General features: G+C 69.4%; 16 protein-coding genes. 10 read left to right on the top strand and 6 right to left on the bottom strand.

All coding sequences use genetic code 11. The annotated features are described in order from the left end of the window. Positions 1-14: 14 nt before the first annotated feature. Complete coding sequence (locus NA3_RS29950) at positions 15-1055, bottom strand: aldo/keto reductase (RefSeq protein WP_062967362.1); 1041 nt, start codon at positions 1053-1055, stop codon at positions 15-17. An 83-nt stretch (positions 1056-1138) separates the two neighbouring features. Here NA3_RS29950 and NA3_RS29945 point away from each other — a divergent pair, with 83 nt between their 5' ends. Then, positions 1139-1750, top strand: coding sequence for a TetR/AcrR family transcriptional regulator (locus NA3_RS29945; protein ID WP_062967360.1), 612 nt, complete (start codon positions 1139-1141; stop codon positions 1748-1750). A gap of 95 nt (positions 1751-1845) precedes the next feature. On the opposite strand, the gene NA3_RS29940 is transcribed toward NA3_RS29945, so the two are convergent. Continuing rightward, positions 1846-2379, bottom strand: coding sequence for a TIGR03086 family metal-binding protein (locus tag NA3_RS29940; RefSeq protein ID WP_062967358.1), 534 nt, complete (start codon positions 2377-2379; stop codon positions 1846-1848). 222 nt (positions 2380-2601) lie between these two features. Between NA3_RS29940 and NA3_RS29935 the strand changes: the two genes are divergently transcribed. Next, positions 2602-2805: an Rv3202a family protein gene (locus NA3_RS29935; protein ID WP_062967356.1), complete on the top strand. Its 204-nt coding sequence runs from the start codon at positions 2602-2604 to the stop codon at positions 2803-2805. Positions 2806-2821: 16 nt separating this feature from the next. Here the strand turns inward: NA3_RS29935 and menD are convergent, their stop codons facing one another. The 3 genes from menD to NA3_RS29920 form a co-directional block, all read right to left on the bottom strand. Further along, complete coding sequence (gene menD / locus NA3_RS29930) at positions 2822-4444, bottom strand: 2-succinyl-5-enolpyruvyl-6-hydroxy-3-cyclohexene-1-carboxylic-acid synthase (RefSeq protein WP_062967354.1); 1623 nt, start codon at positions 4442-4444, stop codon at positions 2822-2824. Between the two features lie 164 nt (positions 4445-4608). Then, entirely contained in the window at positions 4609-5055 is a 447-nt protein-coding gene (locus NA3_RS29925) for a DUF6918 family protein (protein ID WP_030516248.1), read from the bottom strand. An 87-nt stretch (positions 5056-5142) separates the two neighbouring features. Beyond that, a complete protein-coding gene (locus NA3_RS29920; protein WP_062967352.1) occupies positions 5143-5799 on the bottom strand; it encodes a PaaI family thioesterase in 657 nt (218 codons plus the stop codon). Between the two features lie 142 nt (positions 5800-5941). On the opposite strand from NA3_RS29920, the gene NA3_RS29915 reads away from it, so the two are divergent. The 8 genes from NA3_RS29915 (at position 5942) to NA3_RS29880 (ending at position 12678) form a co-directional block, all read left to right on the top strand. Next, positions 5942-6844, top strand: coding sequence for a 1,4-dihydroxy-2-naphthoyl-CoA synthase (locus NA3_RS29915; RefSeq protein ID WP_062967415.1), 903 nt, complete (start codon positions 5942-5944; stop codon positions 6842-6844). A 95-nt stretch (positions 6845-6939) separates the two neighbouring features. Continuing rightward, positions 6940-7335: a VOC family protein gene (locus NA3_RS29910; RefSeq protein WP_062967350.1), complete on the top strand. Its 396-nt coding sequence runs from the start codon at positions 6940-6942 to the stop codon at positions 7333-7335. Between the two features lie 81 nt (positions 7336-7416). Next, positions 7417-8700: an inorganic phosphate transporter gene (locus tag NA3_RS29905; protein WP_062967348.1), complete on the top strand. Its 1284-nt coding sequence runs from the start codon at positions 7417-7419 to the stop codon at positions 8698-8700. After that, the gene (locus NA3_RS29900) at positions 8700-8978 is read left to right on the top strand and encodes a hypothetical protein (RefSeq protein ID WP_062967346.1); all 279 of its coding nucleotides are present in this window, start codon (positions 8700-8702) and stop codon (positions 8976-8978) included. The genes NA3_RS29905 and NA3_RS29900 overlap by 1 nt, the downstream gene beginning before the upstream one ends. A gap of 40 nt (positions 8979-9018) precedes the next feature. Next, positions 9019-9369, top strand: coding sequence for a DUF3349 domain-containing protein (locus tag NA3_RS29895; RefSeq protein WP_084491989.1), 351 nt, complete (start codon positions 9019-9021; stop codon positions 9367-9369). A 102-nt stretch (positions 9370-9471) separates the two neighbouring features. Then, a complete protein-coding gene (menE, locus tag NA3_RS29890) occupies positions 9472-10605 on the top strand; it encodes an o-succinylbenzoate--CoA ligase (RefSeq protein WP_062967413.1) in 1134 nt (377 codons plus the stop codon). Positions 10606-10778: 173 nt separating this feature from the next. Then, positions 10779-11795, top strand: coding sequence for an ATP-binding cassette domain-containing protein (locus NA3_RS29885; RefSeq protein WP_062967344.1), 1017 nt, complete (start codon positions 10779-10781; stop codon positions 11793-11795). Between the two features lie 43 nt (positions 11796-11838). Continuing rightward, entirely contained in the window at positions 11839-12678 is an 840-nt protein-coding gene (locus NA3_RS29880; protein WP_062967342.1) for an ABC transporter permease, read from the top strand. Between the two features lie 52 nt (positions 12679-12730). Here NA3_RS29880 and NA3_RS29875 read toward each other — a convergent pair whose 3' ends face one another. After that, positions 12731-16102, bottom strand: a complete 3372-nt coding sequence (locus NA3_RS29875) for an AfsR/SARP family transcriptional regulator (RefSeq protein WP_062967411.1) — start codon at positions 16100-16102, stop codon at positions 12731-12733. Between the last annotated feature and the right edge of the window lie 264 nt (positions 16103-16366).

The raw sequence follows: 16366 nt of genomic DNA, 5'->3' as shown, positions 1-16366 counted from the left end.
TACCGAGTCGCTCGCTACGCGGCGACGACGGGCGGGTTGAGCCGTGCGAAATCCGGCAGCCGGTAGTAGGGGTAGTACGGATACGGCGGCGTCACGGCGCTGACCTTGTCCAGCCGCGCCAGCTGGTCGGCGTCGAGCTGCCAGCCGACCGCGCCGAGGTTCTGGCGCAGCTGTTCCTCGTTGCGGGCGCCGACGATGACCGTCGCGACGGTCGGGCGGGAGAGCAGCCAGTTCAGGGCGATCTGCGGGACGGATTTCCCGGTTTCGGCAGCGAGTTCGTCGAGCACGTCCACGACGTCGTAGAGCAGTTCGTCGTTCACCGGCGGTCCGGCCTCGGCGGTGCGGTGCAGCCGGCTGCCCGCCGGAAGTGGTTGTCCGCGCCGGATCTTGCCGGTCAGCCGGCCCCACCCCAGCGGGCTCCACACCATCGCGCCGACGCCCTGGTCACGGCCGAGCGGCATCAGCTCCCATTCGTAGTCGCGGCCGACGAGCGAGTAGTAGACCTGATGGGCGACGTAGCGCGGATGGCCGCCGCGGTCGGCCGCGGCCAGCGATTTCATGAGCTGCCAGCCCGCGAAGTTGGAGGCGCCCAGATAGCGGATCTTCCCGGCGCGCACCAGTTCCGCGAGGGTGTCCAGCACCTCCTCGACCGGCGTCGCGGCGTCGAAGGCGTGCAGCTGGAACAGATCGATGTAGTCGGTGTCGAGCCGGCGCAGCGCCGCGTCGACGGCCGTGATCAGCCGGGAGCGTCCCGATCCCGCCTCGGCGGCCCCGGGCCCGGTGGGCAGGCCCGCCTTGGTGGACAGCAGAACTCGATCCCGGCGGCCTCGAATCGCGCGGCCCAGGATCTCTTCCGAGGCGCCGTCGGAGTACACGTCTGCGGTGTCGAACATCGTGACGCCGGCCTCCAGCGCCACATCGACCATCCGGCGCGCCTGCTGGGCGTCGGTATCGCCCCACGCGCCGAACAGCTCGCCCCGGCCACCGAACGTGCCCGCCCCGAAGCTGAGAGCCGGAACGAGCAGACCCGAGGCACCCAGTCGACGATAGTCCATGATCAACCCCTAACGGAACTGAAGTTTCATTAATACCGCAGACGATACACTCGATGCGACACTAATGAAACTGGAGGACCGTTATGAGCTCGGACACCGCCGCACCCGGTTCGGTGCGCCCGGGCGGTCGCACGGCCCGGGTCCGCGAATCCGTCCTGCGCGCGGCCGGGGATCTGCTGGCCGAACGAGGCTTCGCCGAACTCGACCTTGCCGAGGTGGCGGCCCGCGCGGAGGTCGGCAAGACCACTGTCTACCGCCGCTGGCGTACCCCGGCCGGGCTGATGGCGGACATGCTCACCGACATGGCGGAAACCTCACTGCCGCATGCCGATACCGGATCGCTGCGCGGCGACCTCACCGCCAACGCGCGCCTCGTCGTGCGCACCCTGACCGACCCGCGCCAGGGTCCGCTGTTCAAAGCCCTTGTGGCCGCGGCCATCTGCGATCCGGAAACCACCGCCGCCCTGCACCGGTTCTACGACGTGCGGATCACCGAGTGGGAGCCGTGCGTCGCGGCCGCGATCGACCGTGGCGAACTCGACTCCGGAACCGATGCGCGCGCAGTCGTTTCCGCCGTCTCCGCCCCGCTGTACTACCGCTTCCTGATTTCCGGTGACCCGATCGACGATGCGGTGGCGGTGACGGCCGCCGACGCCGCGGCGACAGCGGCGACCGCAGGTTTGTTCACCCGGTGAGAACTTCGCCCGACGAATCCGAGGGCAGGATCGGAGGCGTAGGCCCGCTTCGGCCGTGGCGGATCCGGGGTCGTCGGCGATCGGAGCACTCAGCCCTACCGGTACGGGTCGCGGCCGGTCAGGCCGAGCAGGCGCTCCCACCGTGAGGCATCGGCGGGAACCTCGATCACCGGGCCGAAGAGACCCGGCGTGCCTTCGCGCGGCGTATCGCGAAACTGCTCCAGCAGCACCGCCACATCCTTGTCGGCGGGCTCGAAGCGGCGGCCGGTGGCGCGGGCCAGATCCCAGCTGTGCATCACGACCTCGTTCAGGGCGAATCCGGCCATGGCCGGCGCCGGAGCGGTGACGCCGCCGACCTCGGTCTCGCCCTCCCAGGCGGCCGGGTCGCGCCACGCCTCGGTGAGCGCTTTCAACTGCGTGGTGATCAGCTCACTCCACCCGGCGGGCAGGTCGGCATCCGGCGCCTGGCCGGGCGGCGCGGAACGACCGATGCCCTCCTTGGTGGCGCCCTGCCGGAACGCCTCGGTGAAGCCGATGACGTGGAACAGCAGATCCCGCACGGTGACGCCCGGGCTCGGGGTCGCCGCGGTCAGATCTTCCGCGCCGATACCGCTGATGATCTCGACCATCGCATCCCGCTCTCCAGATCGAAGTGGGGTGTCGCCATGTGGTCCTCCTCCGAATACGGCCTGTACCGGCACAGGCACCCACAGAAGAGACGGGAGAAGCCACCCGGATTCATCGGTGGCCGGGCGCGGACGGGTTGCCAGGCGGACGCGGCGAGGGCATCCTCGACAGTGCCGGATCGCGGTATCCGGCAAGTCGGACCCCCGAGCGGAAGGGAGCAACCGATGACCGATCCCACCATCGACACCACCTCCGTCGACATGGTTCCGGAGGCCGATCAGCTGGATCAGAATCTCGAGGTGACGCCGGACGAACCCGAGTTCGACGCACCCACCGTCGATCGCGAAGCCGCCGAGGCCGACCTCATCGAGCAGGCGATCCCCGTCCCCCTCGACGACGAGTACGACGAGCCCGAGGCCGGCTACTGACCTACGGGTTCGCGCTCTATTCGATGCCGGCGCGCACCGCGGCATGCAACTCGCGCAGGCTGGATCGCTCGGTCGCGACCTCCAGCACGCGAATGCCGTGGGCGTGCCCGGTCAATTCCACCGCCAACTCGGCCGGATCGACCTGCCGATGCGGAATCCGGTAGGCGGCGCACAGCGCTGCCAGATCCATCCCGTGCGGAGTGCCGAAAATGCGCTCGAAGACGCCGGCGTACTGCGGATCGCCCTGTTCGAGTAGTTCGAAGATGCCGCCGCCGTCGTCGTTCGCGACCACGATGGTCAGATCCGCCGGACGCGGCTCCCCCGGGCCGATCAGCAGGCCGGAGGCATCGTGCAGGAAGGTCAGGTCGCCGATCAGCGCGAAGGTGCGCCCGGGATGACTCAACGCCGCGCCCACCGCGGTGGACACCGTGCCGTCGATACCGGCCACACCCCGGTTGGACAGCACCTTCACGCCGGGACGCGGATGCGACACCAGCGCCGCGTCCCGCACCGGATTCGACGCGCCGAGCAGTAGCTGGTCGCCCTCGCGCAGGGCGTCCATCACCACCGAGGCCACATGCAGGCCGGTCGGCTTGGGGTGACGGGCCAGTTCCGTCCGGATCGCGCGACAGGCCATCGCATCGAGTTCGCGGCACTGCTCGAGCCATTCCGGACGCGGCGCCCCGGAGGTGACCGCGCGGGTGCCGGTGCCGACGACATTGCCGGAGACATCGGGCCAGCGCGGTCCGGTGGTCAGGGCGAAGACGGTCACGTCCGGATCGGCCAGCACCTTCGACACCTGCCGATGCAGGGTGGGCCGTCCGGTGATGATCGCCTGCCGCGGCTTCAGCAACGGCAGCGCCAGCGGATGCAGGGCCGGACCGGGCAGCGCCGCGGTGGGTTCGGCAACCGTGGGCAGTTGGGACAGTTCGGCGCGGTAGCCCGCGCCGTGACCGGAGATGACGACGGTATCGGGCGTCAGGTCGATCTCCAGCGGTACGTCCAGGGTCGCGTACCGGGTCTCGGTCCATGGTGTGTCACCGGTGCGTCCGGCCGGAATCGGCTCGCCGGCAACGGCATCGGGAACCAGCGGTTCCCGCAGCGGGATGTCGAAGTGCACGGGCCCGGCGTTGCCGGACCGGGTGCCGCGCGCGGCGGCCAGGACGCGGCAGACCGCGGCCCGCCACACACTGTTCTGGCTGCGGTAGTCCGGTTCCGCTTCGGCCAGGCCCAAGCTGATCGCGGCCCGCACCTGACTGCCGAACAGGCCGAACTGCTCCACCGTCTGATTGGCGCCGCTGCCCAGCATCTCGTAGGGACGGTTGGCGCTGAGCACGATCAGGGGCTGCCGGGCGTAGTTCGCCTCCAGCACCGCGGGCCCGAGGTTGGCCACCGCGGTGCCCGAGGTCATCACCACCGGCACCGGCGCCCCGGTGGATACGGCCATGCCGACCGCGAGGAATCCGGCGGTCCGCTCGTCGATGCGCATATGCAGTCGCAGCCGCCCCGCCGCATCAGCCGCCTGCAGCGCGAAGGCCAGCGGCGCGTTGCGCGAGCCCGGGCACAGCACGACGTCGCGCACACCCCCGCGCACCAGCTCGTCCACCACGACCTGGGCCTGTGCTGTCGATGGATTCACATCCCCAGACTGTCAGACCTTCCGGCCGGAGGGGACGTCGACCCGCTCACACCGGCTTTCGAGTGAGGTTTTCCAGGCTGATTTTCACCGCGGCCCCCCGCCGTTCGGCATCCGGGGATCACACTCCATCCGGATGCCGAACGACGAGGTCGCGGAACCGCAACTCAGCCGGCGTGCCGCTGGACCAGGTCGCCGACGCGCGGGAGCGCCTCGACCACATGCTTTTTCGCCGACGAACGCAGCGACGAGTACGCCTTCTTCAGCGCCGGACGCGACGAGGCCTCGGCACGAGCGTCGGTCACCGCGAGCAGCGACTCGGCAACCTCGTCGGAGTTGGCGACCAGCAGATCGGCAAACGAGCCGCTACCCGCCGCCTGGTACTGCGCCCAGTACGGTTCCAGCCGCTCGACGAACTTGGGTGCGAACGACTCCAGCGCGTCCGAGACGATGGTCGGGCTGACCTTCTTCACCGCGGCGTAGCCGCCCTTCACGGCCAGGCCCGATGCACCCCCCTTATCCGACACCTCCGCATCCAGAACCTCCTGGGCGTCGGCCAGGAAGGCCGGGCGTTTGGCGTCATCGAGCAGGGATTCAGACAGTGCTGCAACCACTTTCAGGTTCCTCCGGATAGTTTTTCGATGAGCGAGCGCGGGTAACTATACGCATCGGACGCACCGGACACACCGTCCTCTTGCCGACTACGGCTGCCAGGGCAGCAACTGCACCATGAGCCCTTCACAATCGGCGAGCAACGTTTCGGATTCGTCGCGCAGTCGCGCGGACACGAAAGTCTTGCGTCCTTCCACCCGATCGACGGTTCCCTCGACCGTCAGCGGCGTCTCCAGCGGAGTCACCTGACGGTAGTTGACGTGCAGAAACGCGGTACGGCTGATCGGCCGTCCCGCGTAGTGCACGAGCGAGCCGAACAGATCGTCGAACAGCAGCGGCAGCACGCCACCGTGCACGGCGTTGTTGCCGCCGAGGTGATACCGGCGGAATTCGCCGCGCATCCGGACACCGGTCGGACCGGCCTCGGTCATCACCCACGGCGGCAGCAGCAGGCTGCCGCGTCCCGGCAGGGCCGGCACCCGCCCCGCGGGGCCCTGCAATTCCGGTGCGCGATAGGGCTCGAGCAGTTCGACCAGCGCGTTTGCGTGAGCGAGCGCCTGGCCGAACACCTCGTCGGGACAGTCGACGGAGACGGTGAGGTCCTGGAGGGTGCGCATCGCCTCCAGAAACGGCGCGTAGTTCGCGCCGAGTTCGGCCTCCTCCACCTTGGGAAATCCGCCGTGCTTCTCGTAGCGATCGGCATCGACCGCACTGGTATCGATCGCCGGCTCCGCGCGCTCACTCATACCTGCACGGTAACGCCAGTTCTTACACTGTCCAACCCAACCCGTCGGTAGCTCTCCGGTCTCGCGACGTTCCGGACGAACGTCACGTTGCCGACGGCCCGCGTCGGTATAGGCGAACAGCCGGTGACGGATGGGGTGCATGATGGCTCGGGTGACGTTCAATCCGAAACTCTGGGAGCCCGTGGCGGGTTTCGAGGACCTGACCGACATCACCTACCACCGGCACATCGAACAGGGCACCGTGCGCGTGGCCTTCGATCGTCCGGAGGTGCGCAACGCCTTCCGGCCGCACACCGTCGACGAGCTGTACCGCGCGCTCGACCACGCGCGGATGACGCCGGATGTGGGCGCGGTCCTGCTCACCGGGAACGGCCCCAGCCCGAAGGACGGCGGATGGGCATTCTGCTCCGGCGGCGATCAGCGCATCCGCGGGCGCAGCGGATACCAGTACGCCGACGGCGAGACCGCCGACACCGTCGACAAGGCCCGCGCCGGGCGCCTGCACATCCTCGAGGTGCAGCGGCTGATCCGGTTCATGCCGAAGGTGGTCATCGCGCTGGTCAACGGCTGGGCGGCCGGTGGCGGGCACAGCCTGCACGTGGTCTGCGACCTGACCCTGGCCAGCCGGGAGCACGCCCGGTTCAAGCAGACCGACGCCGATGTCGGCAGCTTCGACGGCGGCTACGGCAGTGCCTACCTGGCGAAGATGGTCGGGCAGAAATTCGCCCGGGAGATCTTCTTCCTGGGCCGCCCGTACACCGCCGAGCAGATGCATCACATGGGCGCGGTGAACGCGGTCGTCGACCACGACCGGCTCGAGGACGAGGCACTGGAATGGACCGCCGACATCCTGGCGAAATCGCCGCAGGCCCAGCGCATGCTCAAATACGCGTTCAACCTGACCGACGACGGCCTGGTGGGCCAGCAGCTGTTCGCCGGTGAGGCCACCCGCCTGGCGTATATGACCGACGAGGCCATCGAGGGGCGCGACGCGTTCCTGGAGAAGCGCACGCCGGACTGGAGTCCCTACCCGTACTACTTCTGAGCGCCTACTTCCGGGCCGCCCACTTCCGGGCCGCTTCGCATCCGGACCCGGCGAAGCGGCCACTCGGCGCGGCATCCTCCCTCTAGGCTCGATTCGTGGACATCCTCAGCAGTCGAATCATCCTGCGGCCGAGCGACTACGAACGAACGCTGGCGTTCTACCGAGACGGGCTGGAGCTGGCGATCGCGCGGGAGTATCCGGGCGGCACGGTGTTCTTCGCCGGGCAATCGCTGATCGAGGTGGCCGCGCACGGACGCGACGAGGCGGCCCCGGCCGGATTCGCGGGCGCGGTGTGGTTGCAGGTGCGCAACGCGAGCATCGCGGCCACGGGGCTGGCGACACGCGGCATCCCGATCGACCGGTCGCCGGTGCGCGAACCCTGGGGTCTGATCGAGATGTGGCTGCGCGATCCGGACGGCGTCCCGATCGTTCTGGTCGAGGTGCCCGCCGATCATCCACTGCGCCGCGACACCCGCAGACCACCGGAATGAAGCCGCCTTACCATCCCGGTCGGTCCGAGATGTCGGGAACCTGGCCATCGCGTTAACGGATCGATAACGCACACTGGAGGCGTGACCGCCGAACTGTTCGTTCTGCTCATCGTCGTCGTCACGGCTCTCGTTTTCGACTTCACCAACGGCTTCCACGACACCGCCAACGCGATGGCGACCTCGATCGCCACCGGCGCCCTGCGCCCGCGCGCCGCGGTGCTGCTGTCCGGCGGGCTGAATCTGATCGGCGCCTTCCTCAGTGTCGAGGTGGCCGCCACCGTCGCCGAGGGCATCGTGCGCCTGGACGCGGTGAGCGGTGCGGACCTGCTCGCCATCGTCTTCGCCGGCCTGGTCGGCGGAATCCTGTGGAATCTGCTCACCTGGCTCTTCGGCCTGCCGTCGAGCTCCTCCCACGCGCTGTTCGGCGGGCTGATCGGCGCCACCATCGCCGCGCTCGGCTGGGGCGGGGTGATCTGGTCGGCCGGGCAGAAGGGCGTGCTCACCAAGATCATCGTGCCCGCCGTGCTGGCGCCCGTGGTCGCGGCGCTGGTCGCCTCGATCGGCACCTGGCTGGTGTACCGGATCACCCGCGGCAGCGATCAGCGGGTGGTGAACCGGAGTTTCCGGTGGGGCCAGGTCGGCTCGGCCTCGCTGGTGTCGCTGGCCCACGGCACCAACGACGCGCAGAAGACCATGGGCATCATCTTCCTGGCGCTCATCGCCTACGGATCCGCCCAACCCAGCGACCCGTTGCCGCTGTGGGTGATCGTGGCCTGCGCGGTGGCCATCGCCGCGGGCACCTCGCTGGGCGGCTGGCGCATCATCCGAACCCTCGGCAAGGGTCTGGTCGACATCACCCCGCCGCAGGGCCTGGCGGCCGAATCCACCAGTGCCGCGATCATTCTCACCTCGGCGCATTTCGGGTTGCCGCTGTCGACCACGCAGACGGTGACGGGAGCCATCCTGGGTACCGGCTTGGGCCGTCCGGGCGCCGAGGTGCGCTGGCCGGTGCTCGGGCGCATGGTGGTGGCCTGGGTCTTCACCCTGCCGCTGGCGGGGCTGGCGGGCGCGATCTGCTGGGCGCTGGCCCACCTGATCGGCGGTCTGCCCGGCGTCCTGGTGGTCTTCGCCATCCTGATCGCGACCGCCGGCCTGATCTATCTGCGCTCGCGCCGGACCCCGGTGCATGCCGCGAACGTGAACGAGCAGTGGACGAGCCTGCCGGGGACCGACGGCACCGGACCGGCCGTCGAAACCCGGTCCGGCCCGGCCTCCGACGCGGACGCCATCGACTCCGGTGACGACCCCGCTACCGCCCCACCCGGCGACTCCCGCGCCCCCCATCGCGCCGCAAGGAACTTCTGATGCAAACCCTGATCGACGATCTGACCGAGCTGTGGCGAGTCACCGCCGCCGCCTTGATCTTCGGGGCCGGATTGCCGGCGATCTTCGCGCTCGGGGTGCGGCTGCATTCGATCGCGGGAGATGCGCCGGCACCGGATTCCGCCCGCCGGCGTGCGGCTGCGGCCTGCGCGGGGTTGTGTTATTCGGTGGTACTGCTGACCGTCATCGCCGGAGTGTTGTTCGTTGCCAGAGGTTTTCTGGCCGCCCGACTCGGCATCCATCTGTTCGGTCGAGGCTGAGCGGCCGCGCGACGCCGCCCTGATCATCGAAAGGACGTACGTGACCACCGAATCCGCATCGCCACAGCAACCCGAATCGAACGAGGCCACGCCGTCGGTCCTGCAGAAGGTGCTGGGCTGGCTGCGCGCCGGATATCCGCAGGGTGTGCCCCAATCGGACTATGTCGCGCTGCTGGCCGTCCTCCATCGCCGGCTCACCGACTACGAGGTGCATCTGGTGGTCGAGGAGCTGGTGCGCGAACGCGCCGGCGACGACGAGATCGCCCAGCACGAGATCGAGGCGGCGATCGCCCGAGTTGCCAAGGAGCTGCCGGGCGAGGACGATATCGCTCGAGTGGCATCGCACCTGGCAGCGGGTGGTTGGCCGCTGGCGACACCGACGTCGGACTGACCTTCTCCCCGATTCAGCGAAGGAAGTGCGGACCCGTTCACGGGTCATCGACCTCGACATGACACGATCGCGAACGTGAGCACCACCCTGCGGACCCTCCCCATGCCCACCGGAGCCGCGGTGGGTGACGTCTTCCCGCATCTGCGTGAAGCCTTGGAGGGCAACGGTCCGGCGTGGCTGCCGATCCCCACCGGCGATCGCCGGGAATCCCATCGACTCTCCAGCGCGCTGCGCCCGGGTGAGGAGATCGACGACGACGTGGCCCTCGTGGTCACCACCTCCGGCACCACCGGCGTCCCCAAGGGCGCGATGCTCACCTCGGCCGCCCTGCGCGCCAGCGGCGACGCCACCCACGAGCGGCTCGGTGGTCCCGGCCAGTGGCTGCTGGCGCTGCCGACCCACCACATCGCCGGGTTGCAGGTGCTGTTGCGCAGCATCCAGGCGGGCACCGAACCGGTGGTGCTGGACGTCTCGGGCGGTTTCCTGCCCGGCGGGCTGGCGACGGCGGTGTCCGCGATGACCGGACCCCGGCGCTACACCTCGCTGGTGCCCACGCAGCTCATCAAGGCCCTCGACGATCCGGTCGGCGCGCAGGCGCTCGCCGCGCTGGACGCGGTGCTGGTCGGTGGCGCGGCGACACCGCGGCCGATACTCGACCGGGCCCGCGCGGCCGGGATCAACGTGGTCCGCACCTACGGCATGAGCGAGACCTGCGGCGGCTGCGTCTACGAGGGCGTGCCGCTGGCGGGTGCGAAGGTGCGCATCGAGGACGGGCGGGTGCTGCTCGGCGGGACCATGCTGGCCAAGGGCTATCGCGGCATTCCCGACCACCCGGCGTTCGCCGAGCCCGGGTGGTTCCGGACCGAGGACGCCGGCACCTTCGACAACGGCGTGCTGACCATCACCGGCCGCCTGGACGAGGCGATCATGACCGGCGGCCTGCTGGTGATCCCGCAGGTCGTCGAGGCCGTGCTCGCCACCCATCCGGCGATCAACGAGGCCGTGGTGCTGGGTCTGCCCGATCCGCGGCTGGGCCAGCGGGTGGCGGTGGCGGTGGTGCCCAATCCGGGCACGTCACCCACGCTGGACGAATTGCGCGCCCACGTGGTGGCGGAACTCGACCCGATCGCGGCCCCGCGGGAACTGGCGATCCTCGACGAGATCCCGATGCGCGGCCCCGGCAAGCCGAATCGCGTGAAGCTGCGCGAGCATTTGCTGGAGCAGGCGACGCACTGACCGCCCGGCAGTGGCACCACTCACACCGCCACTGTTCTGATCGACGCTCCCACCTGCGACGATGCCGCCGCTTGCGTGAGCCGTGCGTTAGGCAAGCGGCCCTCGATCGCCCTTGCGCGACCGTGCAACAGCGATGCAAGAAGGGTGCAAGCCGGCCCCCGCACAGTAGTGGCATGACTTCTAACGCACCTGCTGATGCACTCGCCATCGAGGCGGACGGGCTGGTCAAGGTCTTCGGGGAGCAGCGGGCCGTCGACGGCGTGAGCCTGGCGGTGCCGCAGGGCGCCGTCTACGGCGTGCTCGGCCCGAACGGGGCCGGCAAGACCACCACCATCCGCATGCTCGCCACCCTGCTGCGCCCCGACGGCGGCCGCGCCCGGATCTTCGGTCACGACGTCGTGGCCGAACCCACCGCGGTCCGCTCGCTGATCGGTGTCACCGGCCAGTACGCCTCGGTCGACGAAAAGCTCAGCGCCACCGAGAATCTGATCATCTTCTCCCGGCTGCTCGGGCTGAGCCGGTCGCAGGCCAAGCGCCGCGCGGCCGAGTTGCTCGAGGAATTCGGGCTCACCGAGGCGGCGACCAAGGCCCTGGAGAACTTCTCCGGCGGTATGCGCCGGCGCCTGGATCTGGCCGCCAGCCTGATCGCGACGCCGCCGCTGCTGTTCCTCGACGAGCCGACCACCGGCCTGGATCCGCGCACCCGCGCACAGATGTGGGAGACCATCCGCCGGCTCGTACGCGAGGGCGCCACGGTGCTGCTGACCACGCAGTACCTGGACGAGGCCGATCAGCTCGCCGACCGCATAGCGGTGATCGACCACGGCCGGGTGATCGCCGACGGCACCTCCGACGAACTCAAGGGTTCGGTCGGGCAGTCCGCGCTGCAGATCACCGTCGCCGATCGCGACGCCATCGAACGGGCCCGCACCCTGATCGGCGAATTCCTCTCCCGCGCCGACGGCAAACTGGTCGAGGCGAGCATCTCGCCCGAGGCCGGCCGCGTCACCGCCCCGCTCAGCGATCCGAGCGTGACCGCCGATCTGCTGATCCGGTTGCGCGACAACGATATCCGCGTCGACGAGATCACCGTCAGCAAGCCGAGCCTGGACGAGGTGTTCTTCGCCCTCACCGGCCACGCCGCCGAATCCGACGACGCGGACACCGATTCCGAGGGCACCGCGGCATGAGACCGGCCCCCGCCCCCTTTCCCACTCTCCCGAAGGACCTGTCGTGACCACCACTCTTCCCGCTCCCGCGACCGGCCGGCACGCCGCGCGCGCCGCGACTCCCGTTGCCAGCAACCACATTTCACTGCGCCAGACCGTCGCGAACTCGCTCACCATGGCGTATCGCGGCATCCTCAAGATCAAGCACAACCCGGAGCAGCTGTTCGACGTCACGGTGCAGCCGATCCTGTTCACCGCCCTGTTCGCCTACATCTTCGGCGGCGCCATCGGCGGCAGCGTGCAGGCCTATCTACCGGTGCTGATTCCGGGCATCCTGGTCCAGACGGTCGTGCTCACCTCGGTCGTCACCGGCACCCAGTTGCGTGAGGATATGGACAAGGGCGTCTTCGACCGATTCAAATCCCTTCCCATCGCCCGGGTTTCGGCCCTGGCGGGCGCACTGATCGCCGATATGGTCCGCTACGGCATCGCCACCGTTCTCACCATCGTGGTCGGTCTGATCCTGGGCTACCGGCCCGAGGGCGGCGTCATCGGCGTGGTCGTCGCCGGTCTGGTCGTGGTGTTCTGCTCGTTCGCGGTCAGCTGGATCTGGGCGCTGGTCGGTGTCACCGGCAAGAGCGCCGCCTCGGTCCAGGGCATCTCGATGATGATCATGTTCCCGCTGACCTTCATGTCCGGAGCGTTCGCTCTCGTCAGCACCATGCCCGGCTGGATGCAGGGCATCAACAAGGCCAATCCCGTGTACTACATGGTGAATTCGTGCCGCGAACTGATGAACGGCAACGTCTACAGCAGCAATCTGGCATGGTGCCTGATCGGTTCGGCGATCGTGATCGTGATCTTCGCCCCGCTGGCCATCCGGGCCTACATGCGCCGGGCGTGATATCCCCCTCCACCCTGTCCGCCGGTCGCGGAAGCGACCGGCGGACAGTGCGTCAGGCGCCGAGCAGAGTTTCCAGTTCCGGCAGCATCGCGAGGATGCGCTGCGCGGCCGAACGGCGGTTGAGACTCGACACCGCATCCTGCCCGGCGTCGATCATCTCCGTACCGACGGTGGCACGCGCGAGATCCAGATGCCGATTCCAGCGCATCGACGAATAGTCCTGGCGGCCGACGACTTTCATCGCCAGCGCCAACAGCGTCGCGCCGGTTTCCGGATCTGTTCCGGTCCGGATCAGATAGGAACCGAGCGCACCGGCGGCGCCGCCGATCTGTGGGAGGTCGATGAACTGGGTGAGCCGCTCCCGCGCCACCCTGGCCACCTGACCCGGCAACTCCGGTACCTCGTACACGGCGTCGTGAAGAATGTGGGCATCGAGCACGGCACTGGCGACGATGATGTCACCCGGCCCCGGACCGGCCCCGGCATACGGCCAATTGAACAGTTGCAGGCTGCGCCGGAACGTGCGCAGACCACGCTCGATCTGGCCCTCCGCCAGTTCGAGTTCCGCCATCCCGGCGACGACGGCACCCTTGCGGTGGTTCGGCTGCGTCACCGGCTCGTCCAAGCCGACGCCGTCGTCGATGGCGCCCAGCGCGTATTCGAGCTCCCGGCGCGCATCGACCAGCTGTCCGGCGCCGACCATGGAGACCGCGAGGAAGCTGCGCAGTTCCACACTCTCCTCGAAGCAGCGCAACTGCTGCATCAGCTCGGCCGCGCGACGGTAGTAGGCCACGGCCTCCTCGTAACGCGCCGCCTGCGAGGCCATCTGCCCGAGATGCTGAGAGCACATCGCGGTGCCCCAGACATCGCGGCCCTCGACCAACGCGAGAGCTTGCCGCGCATCGCGGATCGACCCGGCGGTATAGCTCGCGTTCTCCCGCATATTGGCGCGCAGCAGGAAGGCGAGCGCACGGACGAGGTCGTCCTCGGAGCGGGTGCCCGCCGCCATCGAACGCACGCCGTGGGCGACATCCACTCGCACGCAGAGCATGTCACCGAGAAATCGGATTCCGGGCGTGAGGTCGGCCGTGGCGAGCAAGCGGCGGGCGCGGGCGCGGATCACCGCGATGGGCCGCAGTCCGGGGTCGCCGAAGGCCAGATGCATCGCCAGGAAGATGTAGCTCTGCAACTCCAGATCCGACTCGGTCCGAGTGCGCGGGCCCTCGGGCGGCGGCACCGGCACGATCCGGGGCGCCCAGCTCATCAGTTCCATATGCGCGCCACGCATCACCCAGAGCATGGCGACGGGCGCGAAAATCGAGAACACCGTGCGGGAATCGGCGTTGTCCACGGCATGGCGCAGCACGGCCAGCAAGTTGTCGAGTTCGGCGGCCAGCGACAGCACCGTGCGGACCTGATCCGGCCCGTCGTAGTTCAGTGCCGCATCGTGCGCGAATTGCCGTGCCCAGCAGCACATCCGATCCATCACCAGATCGGCCTCGCCGGTCGCGAGCAGCTGTTCCTCACCGAACTCCCGCACCGTCTCGAGCATGCGGTAGCGAGTGGCGACCATCTCGTCGTCGGCCAGCACGGTGAGCAGCGACTGGCTCACCAGCCCGTCCACCGCGGCCACCGCGTCGATCGAATCCGGGCCGGCCACCACGGATTCGGCTGCCTCCAAGGAGAATCCGGCGGGGAACCGGCACAGCCGCCGCAGCGCCATCCGCTGTTCGGGTTCGAGCAGATTCCAGCTCCACTCGATCACCGCGTGCAGGGTGCGGTGGCGTTCGGGCGAGCTGCGGTCACCCGAACGCAGCAGGGCGAAGCGATGTTCGAGCCGGCTCTCGATCTCCTCCACGCTCATGGTCCGCACGCGGGCCGCGGCCAGTTCGATGGCCAGCGGCAGCCCATCGAGGGTGCGGCACAACCGGGCGACGACCGCCGGATCCAGTCTGGCCGAGGGGCGCACTGCCCGCGCCCGGCTGACGAACAACTCGGTGGCCGGGGAGCCCTGCGCGTCGATCGCCAAGGGCGGCAACGGATATACCGTCTCCGCCGTGATCGCCAGCGGCGCCCGGCTGGTGGTCACCACCGTCAGATGTTCACAGCTGCCGACCAGATCGGCGACCACCTCGGCCACCGCGTCGATGAGATGTTCACAGTTGTCCAGGATCAAAAGAATGGGACGCAGCGACAGGGCCTCGCGCAACCGGCGCCGGCCGTCGATGGTCTGGTTGCGGCGCAACACATTCGCTTCCCGGGAGTATTCGTTGACGCCGAGGACCGCCCCGATGGCCGCTTCGATCTCGGCGCATGTCGCGGCGTTGCGCTCACCGGCATCGCCGTCGGAAGCCGCACGCAGCGAAGCCAATTCGACCAGCGCCACCGCCTGCTTGCCGGCGATCCGCGCGCCCAGCTCGTTGGCGACGCGAGTCTTGCCGGTGCCACCCGGGCCGAGCACGGTCGTCACGCGGAACTCCTGGACGAGCTTCTCCAGCGCCACCAGATCGCCGTCGCGCCCGAGCAGCGGATTGGGGGCCGCGCGCAGGCCGAGCGCCGTATTCGGCGGCGTGGCAGCGGTTTCCGGATGGCCGTACCGTTCCGGGGACAGGGCGTGCTGGGCGGTGGACACCCGTTGTATCGCGGAGGTGGCCGGCACCGGTTGCGGCTGCGCGGGGCCCACCGCCGGATGGTCGCCGCGCAGAATCGCGGTGTTCAGCGCGACGAGCGCGGGGCCGGGATCGGCACCCAACTCCTCGCCCAGCCGCGTCCGCAGTCCGGCGAAGACCTCCAGGGCCTCGTTCGCGCGCCCGTCGCCGGCGAGCAAGCGCATCAGGGTCGCGTGCGCGGGCTCGTCGAGCGGTTCGGCCGCGGCCGCCCGCCGCGCCACCCGCACCGCACCGCCGATATCGCCGGCCGCCTCCCGCGCGGCCAGTTCCACGGCGTCCAGTGCCGACCAGCGCGCGGCCGCGAATTCGTGCAGTTCGTCGGCGACGGGACCGGGCGGCAGGTCCGCGCCGGGTTCACCCCGCCACAGCGCACGCGCCCGCTGCACCAGGGCGAGGCATCCGGCGGTGTCGCCGCGCTCGAACCGCAGCCGCGCCTCCCGCTCCAGGCCGCGGGCCAGGCTCAAGTCGACCTGCTCCTCGGTCAGCAGCAGCCGATAACCCGCCGGGCCGATTTCCAGTGCGCCCTCCGGCAGGACCGACCGCAATCTCGAGACCTGCGTATGCAGGGCGTTCATCGGTGCGCGCGGCGGCTGCTCACCCCAGATGTCGTCGATCAGGGCCTGGGCGCTGCGGCTGCGGCCGGGATGCACCGCGAGCGCGGCGATCAGCAACCGCGCCCGGGCGCCGGGTACCGCGACGAGATCCGCGTCGCGGCGCAGCGCGACCTCCCCCAGAAGCGCCACGCGAACGCCCATTTCGGGCAGCCTTTCGTCCCGGCCGCTGCTGTCCGGCCGGGTGTGCGTCGTGCCGGCATCCGCACGGGCGGAGCGCGATGTCGACCCGGAGCCGCTGTGATCAGGAAACATGCCGTCGCAATCGTATGTGACCGGTCGAATGAATATCGGGCGCTGCGCCGGGGCCGACCGCTCCCCCGGGCCGCGTCACGCCACGCAGTTTACTCCGATATATCGCAATAATGTTATCGACACTGGTTGGACGGTCGCGCTGCGCTGCCGCCT

The organism is Nocardia africana NBRC 100379 (assembly GCF_001612635.1).
Taxonomy (GTDB): domain Bacteria; phylum Actinomycetota; class Actinomycetes; order Mycobacteriales; family Mycobacteriaceae; genus Nocardia; species Nocardia africana.
The sequence above is the reverse complement of the archived record's forward strand: the minus strand, read 5'-3'. Positions and strand labels throughout refer to the sequence as shown.